Source organism: Methylobacterium sp. 142-1Y, assembly GCF_057747795.1.
The window spans coordinates 6,138,121-6,161,084 of the sequence record NZ_CM173224.1; the positions used below are offsets into that span (position 1 = coordinate 6,138,121).

The 22,964-nt window shown below is 69.5% G+C and carries 21 protein-coding genes; 10 read left to right on the forward strand and 11 right to left on the reverse strand.

Features of this window, described 5'->3' with window-relative positions; genetic code table 11:
* Window positions 1-1,008 (forward strand): ABC transporter permease, encoded by a 1,008-nt coding sequence (locus tag AC3AOF_RS28140; protein WP_488347124.1) that lies wholly within the window; start codon window positions 1-3, stop codon window positions 1,006-1,008.
* Window positions 1,005-2,027, forward strand: coding sequence for a galactofuranose ABC transporter, permease protein YjfF (gene yjfF, locus AC3AOF_RS28145; protein WP_236987762.1), 1,023 nt, complete (start codon window positions 1,005-1,007; stop codon window positions 2,025-2,027). The genes AC3AOF_RS28140 and yjfF overlap by 4 nt, the downstream gene beginning before the upstream one ends.
* Before the next feature lie 69 nt (window positions 2,028-2,096).
* On the opposite strand, the gene AC3AOF_RS28150 is transcribed toward yjfF, so the two are convergent.
* Complete coding sequence (locus AC3AOF_RS28150; protein ID WP_488347125.1) at window positions 2,097-2,969, reverse strand: helix-turn-helix domain-containing protein; 873 nt, start codon at window positions 2,967-2,969, stop codon at window positions 2,097-2,099.
* A gap of 834 nt (window positions 2,970-3,803) precedes the next feature.
* On the opposite strand from AC3AOF_RS28150, the gene AC3AOF_RS28155 reads away from it, so the two are divergent.
* Window positions 3,804-4,613 (forward strand): hypothetical protein, encoded by an 810-nt coding sequence (locus AC3AOF_RS28155; protein WP_488347126.1) that lies wholly within the window; start codon window positions 3,804-3,806, stop codon window positions 4,611-4,613.
* A 161-nt stretch (window positions 4,614-4,774) separates the two neighbouring features.
* Window positions 4,775-5,647, forward strand: coding sequence for a pantoate--beta-alanine ligase (gene panC / locus AC3AOF_RS28160; protein ID WP_488347127.1), 873 nt, complete (start codon window positions 4,775-4,777; stop codon window positions 5,645-5,647).
* A gap of 236 nt (window positions 5,648-5,883) precedes the next feature.
* Here the strand turns inward: panC and dapD are convergent, their stop codons facing one another.
* The 3 genes from dapD to AC3AOF_RS28175 all read right to left on the reverse strand — a co-directional run bounded on the left by dapD (window position 5,884) and on the right by AC3AOF_RS28175 (window position 8,917).
* Entirely contained in the window at window positions 5,884-6,729 is an 846-nt protein-coding gene (dapD, locus tag AC3AOF_RS28165; RefSeq protein WP_488347128.1) for a 2,3,4,5-tetrahydropyridine-2,6-dicarboxylate N-succinyltransferase, read from the reverse strand.
* Window positions 6,730-6,795: 66 nt separating this feature from the next.
* A complete protein-coding gene (locus AC3AOF_RS28170; RefSeq protein ID WP_488347129.1) occupies window positions 6,796-7,248 on the reverse strand; it encodes a cyclic nucleotide-binding domain-containing protein in 453 nt (150 codons plus the stop codon).
* Between the two features lie 145 nt (window positions 7,249-7,393).
* The gene (locus tag AC3AOF_RS28175; protein WP_488347130.1) at window positions 7,394-8,917 is read right to left on the reverse strand and encodes a sensor domain-containing diguanylate cyclase; all 1,524 of its coding nucleotides are present in this window, start codon (window positions 8,915-8,917) and stop codon (window positions 7,394-7,396) included.
* Window positions 8,918-9,328: 411 nt separating this feature from the next.
* Here AC3AOF_RS28175 and AC3AOF_RS28180 point away from each other — a divergent pair, with 411 nt between their 5' ends.
* A complete protein-coding gene (locus AC3AOF_RS28180) occupies window positions 9,329-10,417 on the forward strand; it encodes an alanine racemase (protein WP_442919336.1) in 1,089 nt (362 codons plus the stop codon).
* Between the two features lie 288 nt (window positions 10,418-10,705).
* Here the strand turns inward: AC3AOF_RS28180 and AC3AOF_RS28185 are convergent, their stop codons facing one another.
* Together AC3AOF_RS28185 and AC3AOF_RS28190 are read right to left on the reverse strand one after the other, a co-directional pair.
* The gene (locus tag AC3AOF_RS28185; protein WP_236987752.1) at window positions 10,706-11,392 is read right to left on the reverse strand and encodes a response regulator transcription factor; all 687 of its coding nucleotides are present in this window, start codon (window positions 11,390-11,392) and stop codon (window positions 10,706-10,708) included.
* 153 nt (window positions 11,393-11,545) lie between these two features.
* On the reverse strand, window positions 11,546-12,208 hold the full coding sequence (locus tag AC3AOF_RS28190; protein WP_236987751.1) for a 3'-5' exonuclease: 663 nt from the start codon (window positions 12,206-12,208) through the stop codon (window positions 11,546-11,548).
* 104 nt (window positions 12,209-12,312) lie between these two features.
* Here AC3AOF_RS28190 and AC3AOF_RS28195 point away from each other — a divergent pair, with 104 nt between their 5' ends.
* A complete protein-coding gene (locus tag AC3AOF_RS28195) occupies window positions 12,313-12,846 on the forward strand; it encodes a L,D-transpeptidase family protein (protein ID WP_488347131.1) in 534 nt (177 codons plus the stop codon).
* A gap of 175 nt (window positions 12,847-13,021) precedes the next feature.
* Entirely contained in the window at window positions 13,022-13,222 is a 201-nt protein-coding gene (locus tag AC3AOF_RS28200; protein ID WP_236987749.1) for a hypothetical protein, read from the forward strand.
* 13 nt (window positions 13,223-13,235) lie between these two features.
* On the opposite strand, the gene AC3AOF_RS28205 is transcribed toward AC3AOF_RS28200, so the two are convergent.
* On the reverse strand, window positions 13,236-13,919 hold the full coding sequence (locus tag AC3AOF_RS28205; RefSeq protein ID WP_488347132.1) for a YggS family pyridoxal phosphate-dependent enzyme: 684 nt from the start codon (window positions 13,917-13,919) through the stop codon (window positions 13,236-13,238).
* Between the two features lie 182 nt (window positions 13,920-14,101).
* On the opposite strand from AC3AOF_RS28205, the gene leuS reads away from it, so the two are divergent.
* The 3 genes from leuS to holA all read left to right on the forward strand — a co-directional run bounded on the left by leuS (window position 14,102) and on the right by holA (window position 18,562).
* Window positions 14,102-16,693 (forward strand): leucine--tRNA ligase, encoded by a 2,592-nt coding sequence (leuS, locus tag AC3AOF_RS28210; RefSeq protein ID WP_236987747.1) that lies wholly within the window; start codon window positions 14,102-14,104, stop codon window positions 16,691-16,693.
* Window positions 16,694-16,969: 276 nt separating this feature from the next.
* Window positions 16,970-17,506 carry an LPS assembly lipoprotein LptE gene (locus AC3AOF_RS28215; protein WP_236987746.1) on the forward strand — a complete coding sequence of 179 codons (537 nt, stop codon included), beginning with the start codon at window positions 16,970-16,972 and terminating at the stop codon, window positions 17,504-17,506.
* Between the two features lie 27 nt (window positions 17,507-17,533).
* Window positions 17,534-18,562: a DNA polymerase III subunit delta gene (gene holA, locus AC3AOF_RS28220; RefSeq protein WP_236987745.1), complete on the forward strand. Its 1,029-nt coding sequence runs from the start codon at window positions 17,534-17,536 to the stop codon at window positions 18,560-18,562.
* A gap of 55 nt (window positions 18,563-18,617) precedes the next feature.
* Here holA and AC3AOF_RS28225 read toward each other — a convergent pair whose 3' ends face one another.
* The 4 genes from AC3AOF_RS28225 to mnmG are packed head-to-tail and all read right to left on the reverse strand — an operon-like array spanning window position 18,618 to window position 22,922.
* Window positions 18,618-19,505, reverse strand: a complete 888-nt coding sequence (locus AC3AOF_RS28225; protein WP_488347133.1) for a ParB/RepB/Spo0J family partition protein — start codon at window positions 19,503-19,505, stop codon at window positions 18,618-18,620.
* 35 nt (window positions 19,506-19,540) lie between these two features.
* Window positions 19,541-20,389 carry a ParA family protein gene (locus AC3AOF_RS28230; RefSeq protein ID WP_488347134.1) on the reverse strand — a complete coding sequence of 283 codons (849 nt, stop codon included), beginning with the start codon at window positions 20,387-20,389 and terminating at the stop codon, window positions 19,541-19,543.
* Window positions 20,386-21,042: a 16S rRNA (guanine(527)-N(7))-methyltransferase RsmG gene (rsmG, locus tag AC3AOF_RS28235; RefSeq protein ID WP_488347135.1), complete on the reverse strand. Its 657-nt coding sequence runs from the start codon at window positions 21,040-21,042 to the stop codon at window positions 20,386-20,388. Before rsmG ends, AC3AOF_RS28230 begins: the two co-directional genes overlap by 4 nt.
* Window positions 21,039-22,922 carry a tRNA uridine-5-carboxymethylaminomethyl(34) synthesis enzyme MnmG gene (gene mnmG / locus AC3AOF_RS28240; RefSeq protein ID WP_488347136.1) on the reverse strand — a complete coding sequence of 628 codons (1,884 nt, stop codon included), beginning with the start codon at window positions 22,920-22,922 and terminating at the stop codon, window positions 21,039-21,041. The genes rsmG and mnmG overlap by 4 nt, the downstream gene beginning before the upstream one ends.
* Between the last annotated feature and the right edge of the window lie 42 nt (window positions 22,923-22,964).

Below are 22,964 nucleotides of genomic sequence, written 5' to 3' on the forward strand. Positions count from 1 at the left end.
ATGCAAGCCCTGTCCCTTCGCCTCCCCGCCCTCCGCCTTCCCCGGCGCGGCGCCCCGCAGATCCTCGCCTTCGCGACGATCCTGCTGGTCGACTGGCTCGTCTCGCCGCAATTCTTCGACCTGCGGATGCAGGGCGGCCGGCTGTTCGGCAGCCTGGTCGACGTGTTCAACCGGGGCGCGCCGGTGGCGCTCCTGTCGATCGGCATGGTCCTCGTCGTCGCGACCCGCGGCATCGATCTGTCGGTCGGCGCCGTCATGGCGATCACCGGCGCGGTCGCGGCGACGCTTGCCGACAGCCACGCCCTGCCGGTCGTGCTCGCGGCGTCGCTCGGCGCCGGCATCCTGTGCGGGGCCTGGAACGGCTTCCTCGTCGCGGTGCTCGGCATCCAGCCGATCATCGCGACGCTGATCCTGATGGTGGCGGGACGCGGCATCGCGCAGCTTCTCACCGAGGGGCGCATCGTCACCTTCAGCGCACCCGGGCTCGCCGCCTTCAGCAACGGCGCGGTTTTCGGCCTGCCCGCCCCCATCGTCCTCACCTTGGGCGTCCTTGCCGTCACGGTCCTCGTCGTGCGCGGCACGGCTTTCGGCCTCCTCATCGAGGCGACCGGCGCCAATGCCCGGGCGAGCGCGCTCGCCGGCGTCAGCACGCGCACGACGACGCTCGCGGTCTATGTCTGGAGCGGGTTCTGTGCGGCCCTCGCCGGCCTCGTCACCACCGCCGACATCCTCGGGGCGGATGCCAACAATGCTGGCCTGTGGCTCGAACTCGACGCGATCCTGGCGGTGGTGATCGCCGGGACCTCGCTCCTGGGCGGCCGCTTCAGCGTGCCGCTCGCGGTGCTCGGCGCCTTCATCATCCAGGCGATGAATACCGGCATCCTGCTCTCGGGCCTGCCCTCGGAGCTGAACCTTCTCGTCAAGGCGGTGGTGGTGCTCGCGGTGCTCCTCGTCCAGTCGCCCCGGCTCGCCGGCCTGTCCCTGCTGGTCCGGCGGAGGCCGTCGTGAACCGATATCTCCCCGTCCTGGTCACGGCGCTGGTCTTCGCGGCGGGCTACGCGCTCTGCGCCGCGCAGTTCCCGGCCTTCCTGTCGACCCGGGTCGTCGGCAACCTCCTCACCGACAGCGCCTTCCTCGGCATCGTCGCGGTCGGCATGACCGTCGTGATCGTGTCGGGCGGCATCGACCTGTCGATCGGCTCGGTGATCGCCTTCACGGGCGTGTTCCTGGCCATCGCGATCGAGCGCTGGGGCCTGCCGCCGCTCGCCGCCTTCGCCCTCGCGCTCCTGATCGCGGCCGCGTTCGGGGCGGCGATGGGCGGGATCATCGCCTTCCTCGACCTGCCCCCCTTCATCGTCACGCTCGCCGGCATGTTCCTAGCCCGCGGCGCGAGCTTTCTCCTCTCCACCGAATCGATCCCGATCACAGCGCCGTTCTACGAGGCGGTGAGCGAGGCGAGCCTGCGGCTTCCCGGCGGCGGACGGCTCACCGTGGTGGCGGCGATCATGCTGGCGGTCTTCGTCGGCGGCGGCCTCGCCCTGCACCTGACGCGCTTCGGCACCGCCGCCTACGCGCTCGGCGGCAACCGCGTCTCGGCCCGGCTGATGGGCCTGCGCGTCGGTGCGAACACGGTGGCGATCTACACCCTGTCGAGCGTGCTGGCGGGGCTCGCCGGGATCGTGTTCTCGCTCTACACCTCGTCGGGCAATTCGCTCTCCGCGGTCGGGGTCGAGCTCGACACCATCGCCGCGGTGGTGATCGGGGGCACGCTGCTCACCGGCGGGCAGGGCCTGATGGTCGGCACCTTCCTCGGGGTGATGATCCAGGCCTTGATCGGCACCTACATCACCTTCGACGGCACGCTGTCGAGCTGGTGGGCGAAGATCGCCACCGGCGCGCTGCTGTTCGCCTTCATCGCGCTCCAGCAGGGCCTGTCCGTCCTGGCGCGACGGGCCCGCCGCCCCGGCCCGGCCGCGCCCGGCCGGGCTCCGGCCTCCGCTCCCCTGCCCGCTCGTGCGCTGCCGTGAGCGCGAGCGTTCGGCGTCCTGCACGATCCGGTTGCCGAAGAGCAGCCGGGGGTCGCAAGGCGCGTGCGGTCAGAGACCCAGCTGCTGAAGCCACGCACCGAGCTGCCGGCCGGTCCCGGATTGAAGCGGCTCGGCCGCCCGGCGCATGGCCACGTCGCGCGGCAGGCTGCCGAAACGCCGCTTGAAGGCGCGGCTGAAGCTTCTCTCGTCCGAGAAGCCCGTCGCATAGGCGACGCTCGAGATCCGCGGTCGCACGCCATCGGGCGGGGCCGTCAGCAGCCGCATCGCCTGAGCCAGGCGGCAATTGCGGACGTAGTTCTGGACGCCGTCATCGGCCGCGAACTGGCGGTACAGCGTCGCCCGCGACAGGCCGAACTGGGCACAGATCATCTCCGGGCCCAGATCCTTGGCACCCAGATTGTCCTGGATGAACGTCCTGACGGCGAGGCTGATGCGGCGCTCCGTGACGGCGGCATCGCCCGAGGGGTTCGGGAGCGCGGTGGCGCAGAGCGAGGCCGCCGCCTGGGCGATGCCCGCCGCGTGCTGGGTCGTCAGGTCGTTGCAGCCGGCCACCACCTCGCACAGATAGGAGGCGAAGATCTGCGCCACCCGATCGCGCGCGGTGCTGAACACGCTGCCGTGCAGGCTGTCGATCTGCCCGCTGCGGTGGCCGAGAACAGCCCGGGGAACGAGGATGTTGGTGGCGTCCACGGCCGACGCCTCGACGGAAACCGGCTGAGCCAGGTCGTAGATGACGAAGTCGGAAGGGCCGATCCGGGCTTGCGCCCGGTCCGTCCGGATCACGCTGGTGCCGCGCCGGTAGAACTGGATCAGGACATGGTCGATGCCCTGGTGCGCCGCAGTGCGGCCGCTCCGCTCGAGCATCTGGGCGGGCGCCGACACCTCTCCGACGAGGATCGAGCCGAGATTGTAGCTTCGCATCCCGACCTCGGGGCCCGCATGCGTGTCCGGTACCGGACGCGCATCGAAGATCGGCGCGAGGTGCTCTGCCCATGATTTCCAGGCCGCCGCCGGATCGCAATCCGGCGCGAAGTGTTCGACAGGAATACCCGACATCGTGACCGCTTATCGTTGGGGCCGTAAGAACGAGGCTTCCTCGGACATTCATGACCTGACGCGATTGCTCGGGAACCCGGCCTTCAGGATCATGGAGGCGACGACTCATCTACGTCTTGCTCTATCCACCCGATTCCGCAGCGACAAGCGCGTCGGGTGACAAATTTTGCGACGATCGGGACGGTCTTTGAGACGATCGCCACCGGGAGGAGGATCGGCGGCCGCACCGGCCCTCACCGGGCTCATCGCGAGGATTTCGGCGACACGAGGCACGGGTCGCGCCGTCGCCGCCTCGGTCCGGGTCCGATCGGCAAGGGAACATGCGGGTTGCGGAGGGAAATCGTATCGCTACGGGAAGTGGACCTCCTCGCGGATACCCTTGCGGGTGACGCCATCCTGTTTGCAGGTCGGATCCGTCGAATTCTTCGCCTTGGATCGACGGCCTGTCCAACCTTGCACCTTTACCCACCACAGATGACGCAGTATGCATCAGGCGATACACGGATGCCTGAGCACATTCAGATTTGATTGCGTCATTTTAACTTTTCGTAAGCACAGCAAGGCCCGTGCATCGACCTGGTGCTCGCCTGCCCGGGGACTGGCCTGCCTGAGATGGGACACGATATGGATTCGCAAGACATGGTCGCCCATCATACAGTGGAAGAAATATTGTCGCATCCGCGATTTCAAGAAAGTCGCATGCTTTACATCAATAACTGCATCGATGTCTACAAACTGGATGGGTTTCCCGGAAATTCCGGCGCCGATGCCGGCCGCGTCACGACGCTGGCGATCATCGTCTGCCTGCATGCGCGCTACATCGAAGACGATCGCGAAACGTGGCCGACCTTGAAGCGGCTCAAGGATACCGTGGCGGATTTCGGTTTCGCCAGCCCCCGTTTCATCGACGACTTCGTCGCTCGCCTGGTCCAGACCCAGTTCCTGGAGCTTCGCCATCACCCTGCGGATAGCCGCGTCCGCCTGCTCGTCCCCACCGAGGCGTTGCTGCGATGGGACCGCGAGTGGATGGCGGCGCATTTCGAGCCGCTGTCGATCCTGTTTCCGGAGCCCGGATACGCGCTCGCCCTCGATCGCAGCCCGGCCTTCCAGAGGGCCCACGGCAGCGCCTCCGTTCCCGTGCTCGAAGGTGCCGTCAAGGTGGCGTGGCGCAACCTCGCCGTCGTCTTCTTCCTGGCCGCGACCAGTGCCCTCTCGATCCTGTTCACCCTGTGCCGCCTCGGGGGGGAAACCACGGACAGCGCCGTGCGGGAGGCCGATCTCGCGGCGCTCGCCCCCCGGTTCGGGGTGTCCCGCTCGCATATCCGGAACATGCTGCTCGCCGCGGAGCAACACGGCTTCCTCGCGCGCCACGGTGACAAGGGACAGTTCATCGTCCTGACACCGCTCTGGATCGACGCGTTCGACCGCTTCATCGCGGATTCCCTGTCTTACAGCGATCTCACATATCGCCTCGGTCGCGAGGCCTTGATGAAGCAGCAACAGCTCTGACGCCGTTCCGCTGGGGACGTGCACTATTCGACACTCTCGAGTCCCGGCAGCGGCCGGCGCAGAGGCGGGGGATCTTCCCCGCATCTCGGCGCGGCGCGACCCTGGCGCCCGGCTCCCGCCCCGATTACGGTCGCGCCGGTTCGACCGACCGGAGATCGACGATGACCCTATCACCGTCCCCTGCCCACTCCACCCCCGTTCTCCGGCTGACCGACGTCGCCGCCCTGCGGGCGCAGGTGCGGGGCTGGCGGGCGGCCGGGGAGGGCGTGGCCCTGGTGCCGACCATGGGGGCGCTGCACGAGGGGCACCTGTCCCTGGTGCGGCAAGCGCAGGCGGGAAGCCGGCGGGTCGTGGTCAGCATCTTCGTCAACCCGACGCAGTTCGGCCCCAACGAGGACTTTTCACGCTATCCGCGCGTCCTGGAGGCCGATCTCGCCCTGCTCGCCGCAATCGGGGCCGATGCCGCCTTCCTGCCCGACGTCGACACCATGTATCCGCAGGGCTTCTCCACCACCGTGACGGTGGCGGGACTGACGGAGGTCCTGTGCGGCCCCTTGCGCCCCGGGCATTTCGCCGGCGTCGCCACCGTGGTGACGAAGCTCCTGCTGCAAGGCCTGCCCGACCGGGCGATCTTCGGCGAGAAGGATTTTCAGCAGCTCCAGGTGATCCGGCGCGCCGCCCGCGACCTCGACATCCCGGTCGCGATCGAGGGCGCGCCGACCCTGCGCGAGCCGGACGGCCTCGCCCTGTCGTCGCGCAACCGCTACCTCTCGGAGGGGGAGCGGCGGGCCGCGCCGGCGATGCATGCCGTGCTGCAACGGGTGGCCGAGGCGGTGCGCAACGGGGCGGCGACGGCACCCGCCCTGGCGGAGGGCCGGGCGGCGCTGGAGGCGGCGGGCTTTGCGCCGGTGCAGTACCTGTCGGTGAACGATGCCGAGACCCTGGCGCCGCTGGAGCGGGTCGAGGGTCCGGCGCGGGTGCTGGCGGCGGCCTTCCTCGGCCGCACGCGCCTCATCGACAACGTCGCGGTCTGAAAGACGAGACCGCGACGCTGGGGAAGACTCATACCGACGGCCCAAGATGCTGACGCATCGATTCGATCTCGGGCAGGCCCCAGATCGACGGGACCGTCGACCCATCTCGAATTGTCGACACCAAGCCCAGAAGTCCGGGACCTCGGGCTTGGCGTAAATTCGAGGCTTGGCGAAAATTCGAGGCTTGGCGAAAATTCGAGACCGGAACCAAGGGTCGCTTTCAACGACCGTTGGTATCAGTCCCGCAGGAGCTCGTTGATGCCGGTCTTGGCCCGGGTGCCGGCATCGACCCGCTTGACGATGACGGCGCAGTAGAGCGACGGGCCGGGGGTGCCGTCCGGCAGCGCCTTGCCGGGTTGGGTGCCCGACACGACCACCGAGTAGGGCGGCACCCGGCCGTAGGTGACCTCGCCGGTGGCCCGGTCGATGATCTTGGTCGAGGCGCCGATATAGACGCCCATCGAGAGCACGCTGCCCTCGCCGACGATCACGCCCTCGGCCACCTCGGCGCGGGCGCCGATGAAGCAATTGTCCTCGATGATGACCGGGTTGGCCTGGAGCGGCTCGAGCACGCCGGCGATACCGGCGCCGCCGGAGATGTGGCAGTGCTTGCCGATCTGGGCGCAGGAGCCGACCGTGGCCCAGGTGTCGATCATCGAGCCCTCGCCGACATAGGCGCCGAGATTGACGAAGGACGGCATCAGCACCGCACCGGGCGCGATATGGGCGCCCCGGCGCACCACCGCACCCGGCACCGCTCGGAAACCGGCGGCGCGGAAGCGCGCGGCGTCCCAGCCCTCGAACTTCGACGGCACCTTGTCCCACCAGCCGCCGCCGCCCGGCCCGCCCTGGATCAGCGACATGTCGTTGAGGCGGAAGGAGAGCAGCACCGCCTTCTTGAGCCACTGGTTGACGTGCCAGTCACCGCCCTCGCTCTTCTCGGCGACCCGGGCCTCGCCGGAATCGAGGAGCACCAGGGCGGCCTCGACGGCCTCGCGCACCGGCCCGCGCGTATCGGCGCCGATGCCGGCGCGGTCCTCCCAGGCGGCTTCGATGGTCCGGGCGAGATCGGCGTGCGACATGGGAGGCGTCCAGGCGGGAGTTCGTTTCGTTGCGGCGTCCCCTCTACCAAAGCCCCTGCCGTGCTGTCACGTCGGGTCGGCGGCGCGGCTGTCGGCGAAGGCGCGGGTGAGCGCGGCGAGCTCGTCGGCGAGCGCATCGTGGATGACCGCGGCGGCATCGGGGAACACTTCGAGCATCCGGCGCATCACCGCCTGGGTGACGACCATGACCTCGACCGGGCCGTCGCCGGCCCGCGCGGTGGTCGGCCGCTCCAGGGTGAAGAACAGGGCGGCCTGGCCGATCAGCGCGGCGGGCCCGGCCTCGACCGGGGCGCCGCGGGGCCCGCGGGGCTCCAGCACCACCGTGCCGCGGGTCACCACGAAGCCGCCCTCGGCGGTGTCGCCGCGGGTGAACAGCACGGCGCCCGGCGCGAGTTGCCGGCGCTCGGCGGCGAACGAGATCAGCCGCAGGGCGTCCCGGTTCATCAGGCCGAACAGCGGCGCCGCTTCCAGAATCGCGATGTCGTCGTCGAGCGCCAACGGCCCCGCTCTCCCCGTGATGCGCCTCGCGCGGTCCTCACGCGTCCGTCCGGTCCGCCCGAGCGTCAAGCTCCGCGCAGACAAGCTCTAAGCAGACTCCTCTAAGCAGACTTGCGTCGGCGCGCCACCGTCAGTCTGCGCAGCGTCACGCGACCCGCACGGCCTCCGCGCCGCCGGGTCGCGCCACCACGCGGTTGCGCCCCTGGCGCTTGGCCTCGTAGAGCGCCGCGTCGGCGGCGGCGAAGGACTGCCCGGCGGTCTCGGCCAGCTGCACCTCGGCGACGCCGAGGCTCACGCTGACGACACCGCCCTCGTTGCCGACATGCGGGATCTGCAGGCGGGCCAGGGCCTGGCGGATGCGCTCGGCCCGGGCCGCGGCCTCGGCACCGGACGCCCCCGGCAGCAGCACGGCGAATTCCTCGCCGCCGATCCGGCAGGCGGTCTCGTCCGGCTCGCCGACCTGGCGCTGCAGCACACGGGAGACGGCGCGCAGCACCTCGTCCCCGGCGAGGTGGCCGTAGGTGTCGTTGTAGCGCTTGAACCGGTCGGCATCGAGCAGGACGAGGGAGAGAGGCACGCCCGTCCGCGCGACCTCCGCGCGCGCCCGCGCGAAGGCCTCGTCGAAGTGGCGCCGGTTCGGCAGGTTGGTGAGTCCGTCGGTATGGGCGAGGCGGGCGAGGTCGCGGTTGGCCGCGAGCGCTCCCTCCTCGGCGCGGGCCCGCCGTTCGAGCTCGCGCTGGAGCACCAGGGTCAGCCCGATCATGCCGCCGCACAGGAAGGCCACCACGGCCACGATCGCCATTGCCCTGGGCCGCCACAGCTCGGCGATGGCCCGCGTGGGCACCACCACCGCGGCGATGAGCGGGCGGTCGCCGATCCGGCTGTAGCTGAACAGACCCTCGATCGCCTCGGTGTAGCCGGTCGCGACGAACTGTCCCGAGCGGTGCTCGAGGAAGTTCCGGAAATGCGGCGCCGCCGTCAGGTCCTTGCCGATCGCGTCCTCCATCACCGGGCTGCGGACCAGAAGCTCGCCGCTCTCGCGGAAGAAGGCGATGCGGGTGTGGTCGCCGAGGCTGAGGCGGCCGAACAGGGCGTTGAAGTAGCCGATGTCGATCGTGCCGACGACGACGCCGGCGAAGGCCCCGTCGGCATAGGCGAGGCGGCGGCTGAGCGGGATCACCCAGCGCCCGTCCGGCTTCGTCCGGAACGGCTTGCCGATATAGAGGCCGACATCCCCCCGCTCCTTGTGGACTCGGAAGAAATCCGCGTCGGGAAAGCTCAGCCGGCGGGGCACCGGATCGGTCGAATCGGCGAAGGCCTGCCCCTGCGCGTCGAGGGCCAGGATGGCGCCGAGGCCGGTCGCCGTGGCGGCCCGGTCGAACAGCACGACCTGACGCAGGCTCGGCGCGATGCCGTCGGCCTCCGGGTTGTGCAGGCCTTCGACCACGGCCTGGAGCGACAGGTCATAGAGTTCGATGTTGCGGTCGACCATGTGCTCGACCGATTCGAGCAGGTTCTGCGACACCCGGCCGACCTGATCCCAGGCGCTCGCGCGCATCTGCATGACCGTCAGGCCGGAAACCGCACCAATCACCAGGGTGGCAACCACGATCGATCCGGCCAGCGTGCGGGACGCGGTGGAGGGTCGCCTGCGGGGTCCGGACGGCATCGACGCTCCGTTGCGCGGTGCTGGGATGTTCTCTCTCTAGTAGCGGATTTCTAACATTGGGTTGCCCGGCGGAAACGGAGGGATGCCCTCATGTGGATGGCTGACGTGCCCGAGGTGGCACAGACGGCCGCGGCCGGCGCATCCTGCGGCGGGGCACATGCCGGCTCGTCGAGGAGAAATAATCTCAATATCAAAGACATAGCCAAGATCGAAGATCCAGCATGGTACCGATTGCAACGCGATCGAGGGCTGCTCTAGGTCTTTGATTTTGCCGCATTTTCTGCGACGAACCGGCATCCACTTCGTCGGAAAATGCTCTAGGATCCGGCCCGCGAAAGAACCGCCGCCAGGAGGGACCACGATGCGTGCCGACACGATTGCGCCGACGCCCTGCCGGGATGCGCCGCGATGCTGAGCCCCGCCTTGCGCGAGGAGATCGCCCGCCGCCACGGCACGCCGGCGGTGGTGATCGACCTCGACCGGGTGGCCCGCAACATCGCCCGGCTCCAGGCCGCCTGCGACGCGGCCGGCCTCGCCAACCGCCCGCACATCAAGACGCACAAGAGCCCGGTGCTGGCCCGGATGCAGATCGAGGCCGGCGCAAGCGGCGTCACCTGCCAGAAGATCGGCGAGGCCGAGGTGATGGCCCGGGCCGGGATCGACGACATCCTGGTGAGCTACAACCTGATCGGCCCGCACGCGCTCGGGCGCCTCGGCCGGCTCCTGCGCGAGAGCGCTGCCCGGATCACCGTCGCGGCCGACAACGCGATCACGGTGGCGGGCCTGCACGAGGCCGCGCAAGCGGGCGGGCGCACTCTCGACGTGGTGGTGGAATGCGACACCGGCCGCAAGCGCGCCGGCGTCGAGACCCCGGGCGAGGCGGTGGCGCTCGCCCGCGACATCGCCGCCCGGCCCGGCCTCGCCTTCGCGGGCCTGCTCCTCTATCCCCCAGCCGGCGACGCCGACGGCGCGCAACGCTTCCTCGACGCGGCGCAAGCGGGGCTCGCCGAGCATGGTCTGACCGCCCGCATCGTCTCGACCGGCGGCACGCCGAACCTGCCGGAACTCGGCCGGGTCCGCGGCGCCACGGAGCACCGGGCCGGCACGGTGATCTTCAACGACCGCATGATGATGGCGGCGGGCGTCGCGACACTCGACGATTGCGCCCTCGCGGTGCTCGCCCGGGTGGTGAGCCGGGCAGGCCTCGAGCGCGGCATCCTGGATGCCGGTTCCAAGACGCTCACCAGCGACGCCGGCGGCGGCCTCGACGGGTTCGGCCTGCTGCCCGACCATCCCGGCGCCCGGATCGGCGCCTTCGCCGAGGAGCACGGCTTCCTCGACCTCTCGGCCTGCACCTCGCGGCCCCCGGTCGGCACCCTGGTCGAGGTGGTGCCCAACCACGTCTGCGTCGTCGTCAACATGGTCGACGAGCTGGTGGCGGTGCGGGACGGGGCGATCGTCGGGACGTTGCCGGTCGAGGCGCGCGGGATGATCGCTTGACGAATGGAGCATCCGTTCCGGCGTCGTTCCCATTCACGCCCTCATCCCGAGGTGTCATACCAACGGTCGTTGGAAACGACCTTTGGTTCCGCTCTCGAATTTTCGCCAAGCCTCTGGCTTGAAATCGAAAATTCGAGATGGATCAATGGCCCGATGCGTCAGCATCTTGGACCATTGGTATCAGTCCATCGTCGATCGCTCCACACCTCGGGATGAGGTTGCGCGTGGGATGATCCTGGGACTTTCGATGACCCACGGTCACCGACCGGCTCAGCCATCCCCCCGTGCCTATGGCAGCAGCTTGTACCCGCCGCCCTCCGTCACCAGGATCGAGGCGGTCGCCGGGTTCGGCTCGATCTTCTGGCGCAGGCGGTAGATGTGGGTCTCGAGCGTGTGGGTGGTGACCTGGGCGTTGTAGCCCCACACCTCGGCGAGCAGGGTGTCGCGCCCGACTACCTGCCGTCCGGCCCGGTAGAGGAAGCGCAGGATCGCGGTCTCCTTCTCGGTGAGCTTCAGCTTCGAGCCGCGCTCGCCGACGAGGAGCTTGGCGCCCGGACGGAAGGTATAGGGGCCGATCTGGAACACCGCGTCCTCGCTCGCCTCGTATTGGCGCAACTGGGCGCGGATGCGGGCGAGCAGCACCGCGAACTTGAACGGCTTCGTCACGTAGTCGTTGGCGCCGGCATCCAGCCCCTGCACCGTGTCGGCATCCGAGACCTGGCCGGTCAGCATGATCACCGGGCCGCGAAAGCCGCCCTGGCGCATCTGCCGCACCGCCTCGCGCCCGTCGAGATCGGGCAGGCCGACATCCATCACCACGAGATCGACGCGCTCGGCCGCGACCCGGTCCATCGCGCCCCGCGCGGTCTCGGCGGTCGCCACCTCGAAGGCGTCCGACAGGGCGAGCTGCTCGGTGAGGGTGTCGCGCAGGGTCGGATCGTCGTCGACGACGAGCAGGCGGTGGGCGTTCGACATCGAACCGGCACTCTCGAGGAAGGCGAACGGGCGACCCGCCGCCGGCCGGGGCGGCACTCCCGGACGGAGCGCAGCCTGGCAGCTTGCGGGGCAGAGTAGCGGAGCGCCAAGCCGCGGCAAGGGCCGGGGACCGGCCTGTCCACGGCCGCCGGCTCACGGACGGGGCGGCAAGGGGCCGTCCGGGCGCGGCGGAGCCGGGCGCAGGTTGCTCGGCGCGGCAAGTTCCGGGCGCGCCACCGCCACCGGGCAGGCCTGGAGCCAGAGATAGGCCCGAAGCGCCAGCCAGGCATCCTCCAGCGCACCGTGGCGGGCACCGACCCGGGCGATGCCGATGCGCCGGCACACCGCGTCGAGGGCCGCCCTCCCCTTCTCGCCCCGGCGGCGATAGGCCTCCATGGTGCAGTAGACCTTGGCGGCGACCGGCGGCAGCCCGGCGGCGGCCAGCTCGCGGTCGAGAAAGCCGAGATCGAAGGCGGCGTTGTGGGCCACGATCAGGTCGGCCCCGGCGAGGAGGTCCGCCAGGGCGCCCGCATGGGCGCCCACCGGGTCCTGGTGGCGCAGGAGCCAGTCGTCGTAACCGTGCACCGCCTCGGCCATCGGATGGCTCGCCCGCCCGGGATCGAAGATCAGGTGGTGGCAGGCGATCTCAGGCGTTCCGGTGGCCAGCGAGGCGGTGGCGAGCGCCACGGCGCCGAAGCTCACCACCCGGTCGGCTCCGGACAACCCCGTCGTCTCGACATCGACCGCGACGAGGCGCGGCGGCAGCCAGCCGAGCCAGTCCGGGACGGCATCGAGGACGGAGAGAGATTCGGGCATGGCGACGGCTCGGATACGGGGTCTCAGCGCCATTCTCCGCCGGACCCCGCCTCCTGTCACGCTCCCCTCGACGGGTCCCGCGACGGCGCCGTAAGACGGTGCTCATGAAGCGCACCACCCTCCGGCACCTGCGGGTCCGCCCCGATCCCCTCGACCGCCGCCGCGGCACGCTGATCGCCGGCCCGGTGCTGATTCCCTGCGCCCTCGGCAAGGGCGGCCAGACCCACCGGAAGCGCGAGGGCGACGGCGCCTCGCCCCGCGGGACCTTTCGCCTGCGCGGCGGCTTCTACCGGCCCGACCGGCTCGGGGGTCGGCCCGCGACCCTCCTCCCCTTGCGCCGCATCCGCCCTGGCGACGGCTGGTGCGACGAGGCCTACGACCGGCGCTACAACCGCCCGATCCCGCTCCCCGCCCCGGGCATCAGCGCCGAAGCGATGTGGCGCGACGACGGGCTCTACGACCTCGTGATCGACCTCGACTACAATCGCGGCCCGATCCGTCCCGGACGCGGCAGCGCCATCTTCCTGCACGTCGCCCGCCCCGGCTTCCGGCCGACCGAGGGCTGCGTGGCCCTGCGCCGCCCCGACCTGATCCGGCTCCTGCGCCGCCTCGGGCCCGGCACCCGCCTCACGATCTAGGCAAGCTGTTCTCCGGCAACGCGAACAATTCGACGGGATCTTCTCGTCGAATCATGCTGCGTAGCACAAAAAACTCTTTCATTTTGGTAACGCTGCCACACTCGCGCAGCGCGAAAACATCCTGTAGGGTCTGGCTTGCCACACAAAAGCCTTATCGGACGCAGGGGAGAGACGCATGCTCGACGCCTACACCGCGACCGAGATCGTTCGTGCCCGACAGATCCACGCGGCGGAGGGCGCGCGCGGTACCCTCTGGGATTTCGGCGCCCGCTATCGCGACGGGCTGCCCAACTCTCCCATCCTGCTCACGGACGAGGACCGTGTCCGCTTCCTGGAGCAGGCGCGGGAGGAGATCCGCTGCCTGCACGCCAACTGACTGAGGTTGCGCGTCAGCCCTGCGGCTGGCGCGCCCCGAAGATCGCGCTGCCGACCCGCACATGGGTCGCGCCCATCTGGATGGCCGCCGGGTAGTCGGCACTCATCCCCATCGACAGGATCGGCAGGGCATGGCGGCGGGCGATTGCCGCCAGCAAGCCGAAATGCGCCGAGGGCGGATCCGCCGCCGGCGGGATGCACATCAGCCCCGAGACGGTGAGGCCGTGCGTGTCCCGGCACTCGGCCAGGAAGGCATCGACCGCGCCCGGCGCCACGCCCCCCTTCTGCGGCTCCTCGCCGGTATTGACCTGCACCAGCAGCCTCGGGTGCCGGCCGCTGCGCTGAATCTCCTTCGCCAGGGCCGCCGCGAGCGAGGTCCGGTCGAGGGTATGGATCACGTCGAACAGCTCCACCGCCTCGCGGGCCTTGTTCGATTGCAGCGGGCCGATCAGGTGCAGCTCGGCTTGCGGATATTCCTCGCGCAAGGCGGGCCACTTCGCCTTGGCCTCCTGCACGTAGTTCTCGCCGAACAGCCGCTGGCCCGCAGCCAGGGCCGGGCGGATCCCCTCGGCGGCAATCGTCTTCGACACGGCGATGAGGGCGACGTCTGCCCGATCGCGTTCGCTGTCTTGCGCGGCGCGAGCGATCTCGCCCTGTACCTCGGTCAGGTTCGCCACGATGGTCTGCGGGTCGATCATGACCGCTATCCTTCCCGGCGGCGCGCCGCCTTGCTTGATTGTTGACCCTCGGGACCAAACCGTGTCCTAGTCCGCCGGCGCCGCGCCGAGCAAGCTCAACCGTTTGCGGCCGTGACGTTTTCCCTTCATCCCTGCCGCCGGTGCTCTCGGCGCCGGCGCCGACCGGTCGCAAAGACGCCGCCATGGCCGAACGTTACAACGCGAAGGATTCCGAGCCCCACTGGCAGCAGGTGTGGGCCGAGCGGGAGATTTTTCGCACCCGCAACGACGATCCGCGCCCGAAATACTACGTGCTCGAGATGTTCCCCTACCCGTCGGGGCGCATCCATATGGGCCACGTGCGCAACTACGCGATGGGCGACGTGGTCGCCCGCTACAAGCGCGCCAAGGGCTTCAACGTCCTGCATCCGATGGGCTGGGACGCCTTCGGCCTGCCGGCCGAGAACGCCGCGATGCAGAACAAGGTCAACCCGCGGGAGTGGACCTACGCCAACATCGCGACGATGCGGGCGCAGCTGCAATCGATGGGCCTGTCGCTGGACTGGAGCCGCGAGATCGCGACCTGCGATCCCGACTACTACAAGCACCAGCAGCGGATGTTCCTGGACTTCCTGAAGGCCGGGCTGGTCTCGCGCCGCACCGCCAAGGTGAACTGGGACCCGGTCGATCACACCGTGCTCGCCAACGAGCAGGTGATCGACGGGCGCGGCTGGCGCTCAGGTGCGCTCGTCGAGCAGCGCGAGCTGACCCAGTGGTTCTTCAAGATCACCGACTTCGCCCAGGACCTCGACGACCGGCTCGACACGCTGGAGCGCTGGCCGGAGAAGGTCCGGCTGATGCAGCGCAACTGGATCGGCCGCTCGGAAGGGCTGGAGCTGCGCTTCGCCCTGGAGGCGGTGCCGGAGGGCGCAAGCTCCGAGGTCACGGTCTACACGACGCGGCCCGATACGCTGTTCGGCGCCAAGTTCCTGGCAGTCGCCGCCGACCATCCGCTTGCCGCCGCGGTGGCGAAGGACAACCCGGCCCTGCAGGACTTCATCGCCGAGTGCCGGCGCATGGGCACCGCCCAGGCTGCGATCGATACGGCGGAAAAGCTCGGCTTCGACACCGGATTGAGGGTGCGCCACCCCCTGGACCCGTCCTGGACCCTGCCGGTCTACGTCGCGAATTTCGTGCTGATGGAGTACGGCACCGGCGCGGTGTTCGGCTGCCCGGCCCACGACCAGCGCGATCTCGACTTCGCCAACAAGTACGGTCTCGGCAACACGCCGGTCGTCTGCCCGCCGGACCAGGATCCCGCCGCCTTCACGATCACCGACACCGCCTATGACGGCGACGGCCGGATGATCAATTCGCGCTTCCTCGACGGGATGAGCACCGACGAGGCGTTCAAGACCGTCGCCGATCGCCTGGAGACCGAGACCCTCGACGGCGCTTCGGTCGGCAAGCGCCGGGTGCAGTTCCGCCTGCGCGACTGGGGCGTCTCGCGCCAGCGCTACTGGGGCTGCCCGATCCCGGTCATCCATTGCGACGCTTGCGGCGTCGTGCCGGTGCCGGTCGCCGACCTGCCGGTGCGGCTGCCGGAGGAGGTCTCGTTCGACGTGCCCGGCAACCCGCTGGAGCGCGATGCGGCCTGGCGCAACGTGCCGTGCCCGTCCTGCGGCAAGCCGGCCCGCCGCGAGACCGACACGATGGACACCTTCGTCGATTCGTCCTGGTACTTTGCCCGCTTCACCGCCCCGTGGCTCACGGACGCGCCGACCGACAAGGCGGTGGCCGATCACTGGCTGCCGGTCGACCAGTATATCGGCGGCATCGAGCACGCGATCCTGCACCTGCTCTATTCCCGCTTCTTCATGCGGGCGATGCGCCAGACCGGCTGGGCCGGGCTCGACGAGCCCTTCGCCGGCCTGTTCACGCAGGGCATGGTCGTCCACGAGACCTATCGCGACGAGGCCGGAGCGTGGGTGCAGCCGGTCGACGTCAAGCTGGTAACCGAGGATGGAACGCGCAAAGCGTTTCACGTGAAAACCGACGCGCCGATCGCCATCGGGGCGATCGAGAAGATGTCGAAGTCGAAGAAGAACGTCGTCGATCCAGACGACATCATCGCCTCCTACGGCGCCGATACCGCCCGCTGGTTCATGCTCTCCGACTCGCCGCCGGAGCGCGATGTGATCTGGACCGAGGATGGCGTGCAAGGCGCGTCGCGCTTCGTCCAGCGCGTCTGGCGCATGGTGAGCGAGATCGCGGAAGGCGGTTCCGAACCCGCTGCCGCCGGCAGCGAGGCCGCGCTGAAGGCGGCGCACAAGGCGCTGGCGGCGGTCGGCGACGACATCGAGCGCCTGCGCTTCAACCGCTGCGTCGCCCATATCTACGAATTGGCGAACAGCCTGCAGGAGGCGGTCAATGCCGAGCGCGGCCATGCCCCCTCCCCTGCCCTGCACCAAGCAACGCTGATCCTGGTGCAGCTCATCGCCCCGATGATGCCGCACCTCGCCGAGGCCTGTTGGACGGCGCTCAAGCAGGACGGCCTGGTGGCGGAGGCTTCCTGGCCGTCCGTCCGTCACGACCTGCTGGTGGAGGACAGCGTCACGATGCCGGTGCAGATCAACGGCCGCAAGCGCGCCGACGTCACCGTGCCGCGCGATGCCGATCAGGCGGCGGTGCAGGATGCGGTCCTGGCCCTCGAGCCCATTCAGCGGGCGCTCGAAGGCAAGCCGCCCCGCAAGGTGATCGTGGTGCCGTTGCGCATCGTCAACATCGTGGTCTGAGCGGGCGTGACGGATTGATAGAGACGAGGGCCCGGCGATCTCCCGATCGCCGGGCCCTTCTCGTTTTCACTCCGGTCGTCTTATGCCCGATTTCCACCATCCGACCGGCCGACGGCCCTGCTGTCGCCGCAGAGATTCTTTAGATCGCCGGCTCTATCCTGGGAGCCCGCGGGGCGTGTTCACTCCACTTGGCAGAACCCCTTGGCAGAACCTCAGCGTAGCGGTAACCGCGTCAGCGTCGCGGTGACGAATCAAGCGGTGGCAGGACGGACCTTCATGGCAGGCAGCACGGCGAAGACGGCGCGGAACCTCACTCTCGTCGCCACCCTGGCTCTCGGCCTCTCGGCCTGCTTCCGGCCGCTCTACGGGCCGACCGCCTCCGGCGCGCCCCTGAGCGCCGTGCTCGCCTCGATCCAGGTCGAGCCGGCCAAGACCGCGCAGGGCCAGGAGCGCCTCGGTCATTACCTGCGCAGCGAGCTGGTCTTCGACCTCGACGGCTCAGGGACGCCGGCGGAGAAGAAGTATCGCCTGACCCTTGCGGCGAGCGAGACGGTGCAGACGCCGATCGTCAGCTCGATCACCGGCCGGGCGGAAGCCGCGACGCTGGTCGGCACCGCCTCCTACAAGGTCCAGACGCTCTCCGGCGACCGCACCATTACCGAGGGCGTCGCGCAAGGGACCGCCACCTACGACCGCTCGGCCCAGCGCTTCGCCAGCCTGCGCGCCGCCCGGGATGCCGAAATCCGGCTGGCCAAGCTCCTTTCCGACCAGATCAAGACACGCGTCGCCGCGATCCTGGCGACCCAGCCCTGAGCGCATGATGACCGCCGGAGGCTTGTCGTGACCGCCGTGAAGGCTGGCGAGGTCGAGGGCCTGCTGCGCCGCGGCCCCGACCCGCGCATCGCCGTGATCCTGGTCTACGGCCCGGATACCGGTCTCGTGACCGAGCGTGCCCGCCTCCTGGCCGAGAAGGCGGTCGACGATCCCTCGGACCCCTTCGCGCTGGTGAAGCTCGACGGCGACGTGCTGGCGAGCGATCCCGGCCGCCTCGTCGACGAAGCCGCCACCGTCGGGCTGTTCGGCGGCAAGCGGGCTGTCTGGGTCCGTCCTGGCAGCCGCAACTACGCGCCGGCGGTCGACGCCGCCCTCAAGCACGAGAGCGCCGACACGCGGATCGTGGTCGAGGCCGGCGATCTCGCCAAGTCGGCGCCCTTGCGCGTGATCTGCGAACGTTCGCCACGGGCGCTCGCGATCCCCTGCTACCCGGACGATGCCGGCACCCTCGCCGACCTGATCGACAAAACGTTGCGGGCGGACGGCTTGCGCATCACCCGCGAGGCCCGCGACCTGCTTGCCAGCGGCCTCGGTGGTGACCGACGGGCGAGCCTCGGCGAGATCGAGAAGCTGGCGCTTTACGCTCGCGGCCAGGGCGAGATCGGCATCGACGATGTCGAGGCAATCGGCAGCGACGTTTCCGGATCGATGCTCAACGCGCTGATCGATGCAGCTTTTGCCGGACGGATCGCCGAGACCGAGCGCAGCTATCGGCGCTTCCAGATCGAGGGCATGGACGCCTCGGTGATGCTGGGCGGAGCGCTCCGCCACGCTCTCACCCTTCTCGCCACCCGCCTCGATGGCGAGGGCAAGAGCCCGAGCGCGATGGTGGCGGGATGGCGTGGCCTGCATTTCCGGCGTCAGAAGATCGTCGAGACGCAACTCGCCCGCTGGAGCCCGGCCTCGTTACGTCGGGCGGTCTCGCTGTTGCAAGACGCGGTGCTCAATGCCCGCCGGGCCGGGGGCGACTTCTCGCACGCCATCGCGGCCGATCTCTTCCTGCGCCTGGCGAGCGAAGCGGCGAGAAGGGGCTGACGCGCCCCCTCCCCTCTCATTCCAAGGCCGAGCCTGAAGCTTGGCCTTGCGATCCTTACGCTTCCAGGCGCCGGCACAGTCCGTCGAGCTGATCGAGGCTGGCATAGCGCAAGCGAACCTCGCCGCCGGCGCCCTTGGCCTCGATCGACACCACGACCCCGAGAGCCTCCTCCAGGCGCCGCTCGAGGGCGCGGGTATCCGCATCCTTCTCCACAGCCGCCTTGCGCGGACGGCCCGGGCGTGGGCCGGTACCGGTCTGCTCGCCGGCGGCCAGGGCTTCGACCTCGCGCACCGTCATCCCGTCCTCGATCACCCGGCGGGCGATTCCCTCCGGGTCCTTGACGGCGAGGAGCGCCCTTGCATGGCCGGCGGTGAGCGTGCCGGTTATCACGTGGTCCTGCACCCCGGGCGGCAATTGCAGCAGGCGCAGGGTGTTGGCGAGGTGGCTGCGGCTCTTGCCGATGATCTCGGCGAGCTCGGTCTGGGTGTAGCGGAACTCGCTCATCAGCCGCTCGTAGCCCGCCGCCTCCTCGATGGCGTTGAGATCGGCGCGCTGGACGTTCTCCAGGATCGCGTATTCGAGCGAGGTGCGGTCGTCGATCTCGACCGTGACCACCGGGACGTCGTGCAGGCCGGCCCGCTGCGCCGCCCGCCAGCGCCGCTCGCCGGCGACGATCTCGAACGCGTCGGGCACGTTGGCGAGCGCCCGGACCACGATCGGCTGGATTACACCGCGGGTGCGGATCGAGGCCGACAGCTCCTCGAGCTCGGCCTCGGCGAAATGGCGACGCGGGTTGCGTGGATTGGGCCGCAGGAACTCGATCGGCACGCGCCTCTGGCCGGCCCTCGGCTTTTCGGCGGCCGCGGGAGTCTCCTCGCCGAAATCGCCGATCAGCGCCGCGAGACCTCGCCCGAGGCGCGGCCGCGCTCCCTCCTCCGCCATACCCTTCATCCTCTCATCGACTCCATTACGCTGGTTCAGGCGGCGGCCGGAAGACGGCCCTCACGTTGGATGATCTCGGAGGCGAGCCGCAGATAGGCCTGCGAGCCGGCGCATTTGAGATCGTAGAGCAGCACCGGCTTGCCGTGCGACGGCGCCTCGGAGACGCGCACGTTGCGGGGGATCATGGTCTCGTAGACCTTGTCGCCCATGAACTCGCGCACGTCGGCGACCACCTGCGCCGACAGGTTGTTGCGCGGATCGAACATCGTCAGCACCACGCCCTGGATCGCCAGGCCCGGGTTGAGGGCGCCCTTGACCTGCTCGACGGTACGCAGGAGCTGGCTCAATCCTTCGAGGGCGAAGAACTCGCATTGCAGCGGCACCAGCACCGCATGCGCCGCCGCGAGGGCGTTGAGGGTCAGCAGGTTGAGCGAGGGGGGGCAGTCGATCAGCACGTAGGTGAAACGCTGATCCTCCGGCATGTCGCCGAGATCGAGCGGCTCGAGGGCCCGGCGGAGGCGCTGCGCCCGGTCCGGCGCGCTCGCCATCGCCATTTCGAGGCCCAGCAGGTCCATCGTGGATGGGATCAACGAGAGACGCGGCACCGCGGTGGCTTGTACGGCCTCGGTGAGGGGCGCCTCGCCGGCGAGCACGTCGTAGGTCGAGAGGCGGCGCTGGCGCCGGTCGATGCCGAGGCCGGTCGAGGCGTTGCCCTGCGGGTCGAGGTCGACGATCAGCACGTGCTCGCCGATCGCCGCCAGGGCGGTGCCGAGGTTGATTGCCGTCGTGGTCTTGCCGACGCCGCCCTTCTGGTTGGCGAGCGCGATGATGCGCAGGGGCCGCGGGCTGCCGCTCGCCTGCGACTCGGGGGGGTCCGCGATCATGGGAGAAGGCCGCTCACGCTGGAGACGCGGACGATTCTGGCATCAGAATCGGTCCGGCTCGGGATCAGATCCGCGGCAAATCTCCACCTTTCCTCGGCCTCGGTCAATTCGGTTAAGACATCACGCCCTTTCGGAAAAAGCCCGATCGCGCCATTTTTCAACAAGGGTGCGGTCCAGATGATAAGCTGCGAAAGCGGCGCGAGAGCCCGGGCAGTCACGATCTGCGAATCAGTGAAGCCCGCGATCACCGTCTCGATGCGCGCGACGTGGATTTTGGCCGGTGCGCCAGTGAGGCGCGCCGTCTCCTGCAGGAACGCGCCCTTGCGGCCGTTGCTCTCGACGAGGTCGACGCGGAAGCCGGGACGGTCGCGCCCGGCGATCGCCAGGATCAGGCCTGGGATACCGGCGCCGCTGCCGAGATCGAGCCAACGCGTCGCATCGGGGGCGAGGGCCAGGAGCTGAAGCGAATCCGCGACGTGCCGGGTCCAGACCTCGGCCAGGGTCGAGGGTCCGACGAGGTTCTTGATCGACTGCCAGCGGGTGAGCTGGGCGACGTAGAGATCGAGGGCAGCGGCTGTTTCACGTGAAACGCCGGCATCTCGCAGGACGGCGTCTCGGCCGGAAGGAGACTTCGTCAACGGGGATTTGGTCATTCGGCCGGAACCTCGGCGGTAGCGCCGCGACGGGCATGGGCAGCGAGCAGGGTGAGGGCGGCAGGAGTGACGCCCTCGATGCGGGCAGCTTGGCCGAGGGTGAGGGGACGCACTGTCCCGAGCTTCAGCCGCAACTCGTTCGAGAGCCCGGCGATGCTGCCGTAATCGAGCATGGCGGGGAGCACCACCGCCTCATCGCGCCGGAAGGCCGCGATGTCGGCCCTCTGCCGGTCGAGATAGACCGCGTAAGTCGCATCCGTGCAGACACGGTCGGCCAGGGCAGGGGGGATGTCTCGGAGCTGCGGCCAGACTGCCAGGAGCCGGTCCCAGGTGATCTCCGGATAGGAGAGCAACTGAAAGGCCGAGCGGCGAATGCCGTCACGGTTGAGGGCAATGCCGTAGCGCTGCGCCTCCGTGGGCGTGAGGCTCAAGCTCTCCAGCGTCTGGCGAGCGTCCTGAAGCGCCTCGCGGCGCGCCGCATCACGGGCAGCCCGAGCCGACGAGATACAGCCGAGGGCGAGACCGCGACCGGTCAGGCGCTCATCGGCATTGTCGACCCGCAGACTGAGTCGATATTCCGAGCGTGAGGTGAACATGCGGTACGGTTCGCTGACCCCGTGGGTCACGAGATCGTCGATCATCACGCCGATATAGGACTCGGCCCGGTCGAACACCGCGAGATCGGCGGCGCCTGCCAAACGGGCGGCGTTGAGTCCGGCCACCAGCCCTTGGCCGGCCGCCTCCTCGTAGCCGGTGGTGCCGTTGATCTGGCCGGCCAGGAACAGGCCGGCGATGCGGCGGGTCTGAAGCGTCGGGTCGAGCTCGCGCGGATCGACGTAATCGTACTCGATCGCGTAGCCCGGGCGCAGGATCACCGTTCGCTCGCAGCCCGGGAGCAGGCGGACGATGCCGGCTTGCACCTCCTCGGGAAGGGAGGTGGAGATGCCGTTCGGATAGACGGTCGGATCGTCGAGGCCTTCCGGTTCAAGGAAGATCTGGTGGCCGTCGCGGTCGCCGAAGCGAACCACTTTGTCCTCGATGGACGGGCAATAGCGCGGCCCGCGGCTGGTGATGCCGCCGGAATACATCGCCGAGCGATGCAGGTTGGCCCGGATCAGGTCGTGCGCCGCCTGGCCCGTCCGGGTCACCCCACACTCGATCTGCGGCGTGGTGATCCGCTCGGTCAGAGTCGAGAACGGCACAGGCTCGTCGTCGGCCGCCTGCTTGTCGATCCCGTGCCAATCGATGGTGCGGCCGTCGAGGCGCGGCGGCGTACCGGTCTTCAGGCGACCGAGGGCGAAGCCGTGGCGATCGAGGGTCGCGGAGAGGCCGAGCGCCGGCTTCTCGCCGATCCGTCCGGCCGGCGTCGTGACCTCGCCGATATGGATCAGCCCGCGCAGGAAGGTCCCGGTGGTGAGGACCGCGGCGCGGCAGGGGAGGGCGCGTCCATCGGCGAGCGTTGCGCCGACGACCCGACCTTCGATGACGGTGAGATCCGCGACCTCGCCCTCGACGATGGTGAGGTTCGGCGTCTCGCTCAGAAGCGTCTGCATCGCCCGGGCGTAAAGCTTTCGATCGGCCTGGGTGCGTGGTCCCCGCACCGCCGGTCCCTTGCGGCGATTGAGCAGTCGGAATTGAATCCCTGCCCGATCCGCCACCCGGCCCATCAGCCCGTCGAGGGCATCGACCTCGCGCACGAGGTGGCCCTTGCCGAGGCCGCCGATGGCCGGGTTGCAGGACATCGCCCCGAGCGTATCGCGGCGATGGGTGACCAGGGCGGTGCGGGCACCGTAACGCGCGGCGGCGGCGGCCGCTTCGGCGCCCGCATGGCCGCCGCCGACGACGATCACGTCGTAGGGGGGAGAATCGTGGGAGAGCATGAGGTGATTAGGGGATGCCCGGCGGCGGCGTCAATCACGCTC

What these genes read in the sequence shown, in the direction of transcription:
- mnmG (WP_488347136.1), bottom strand. Translation starts at nt 22,922, where the DNA reads ATGCTCTCCCACGATTCTCCCCCCTACGACGTGATCGTCGTCGGCGGC.
- leuS (WP_236987747.1), top strand. Translation starts at nt 14,102, where the DNA reads ATGGCCGAACGTTACAACGCGAAGGATTCCGAGCCCCACTGGCAGCAG.
- AC3AOF_RS28200 (WP_236987749.1), top strand. Translation starts at nt 13,022, where the DNA reads ATGCTCGACGCCTACACCGCGACCGAGATCGTTCGTGCCCGACAGATC.
- AC3AOF_RS28190 (WP_236987751.1), bottom strand. Translation starts at nt 12,208, where the DNA reads ATGCCCGAATCTCTCTCCGTCCTCGATGCCGTCCCGGACTGGCTCGGC.
- AC3AOF_RS28215 (WP_236987746.1), top strand. Translation starts at nt 16,970, where the DNA reads ATGGCAGGCAGCACGGCGAAGACGGCGCGGAACCTCACTCTCGTCGCC.
- rsmG (WP_488347135.1), bottom strand. Translation starts at nt 21,042, where the DNA reads ATGACCAAATCCCCGTTGACGAAGTCTCCTTCCGGCCGAGACGCCGTC.
- AC3AOF_RS28155 (WP_488347126.1), top strand. Translation starts at nt 3,804, where the DNA reads ATGCTTTACATCAATAACTGCATCGATGTCTACAAACTGGATGGGTTT.
- AC3AOF_RS28225 (WP_488347133.1), bottom strand. Translation starts at nt 19,505, where the DNA reads ATGGCGGAGGAGGGAGCGCGGCCGCGCCTCGGGCGAGGTCTCGCGGCG.
- AC3AOF_RS28205 (WP_488347132.1), bottom strand. Translation starts at nt 13,919, where the DNA reads ATGATCGACCCGCAGACCATCGTGGCGAACCTGACCGAGGTACAGGGC.
- AC3AOF_RS28195 (WP_488347131.1), top strand. Translation starts at nt 12,313, where the DNA reads ATGAAGCGCACCACCCTCCGGCACCTGCGGGTCCGCCCCGATCCCCTC.
- AC3AOF_RS28140 (WP_488347124.1), top strand. Translation starts at nt 1, where the DNA reads ATGCAAGCCCTGTCCCTTCGCCTCCCCGCCCTCCGCCTTCCCCGGCGC.
- dapD (WP_488347128.1), bottom strand. Translation starts at nt 6,729, where the DNA reads ATGTCGCACGCCGATCTCGCCCGGACCATCGAAGCCGCCTGGGAGGAC.
- panC (WP_488347127.1), top strand. Translation starts at nt 4,775, where the DNA reads ATGACCCTATCACCGTCCCCTGCCCACTCCACCCCCGTTCTCCGGCTG.
- AC3AOF_RS28175 (WP_488347130.1), bottom strand. Translation starts at nt 8,917, where the DNA reads ATGCCGTCCGGACCCCGCAGGCGACCCTCCACCGCGTCCCGCACGCTG.
- AC3AOF_RS28185 (WP_236987752.1), bottom strand. Translation starts at nt 11,392, where the DNA reads ATGTCGAACGCCCACCGCCTGCTCGTCGTCGACGACGATCCGACCCTG.
- AC3AOF_RS28230 (WP_488347134.1), bottom strand. Translation starts at nt 20,389, where the DNA reads ATGATCGCGGACCCCCCCGAGTCGCAGGCGAGCGGCAGCCCGCGGCCC.
- AC3AOF_RS28150 (WP_488347125.1), bottom strand. Translation starts at nt 2,969, where the DNA reads ATGCGAAGCTACAATCTCGGCTCGATCCTCGTCGGAGAGGTGTCGGCG.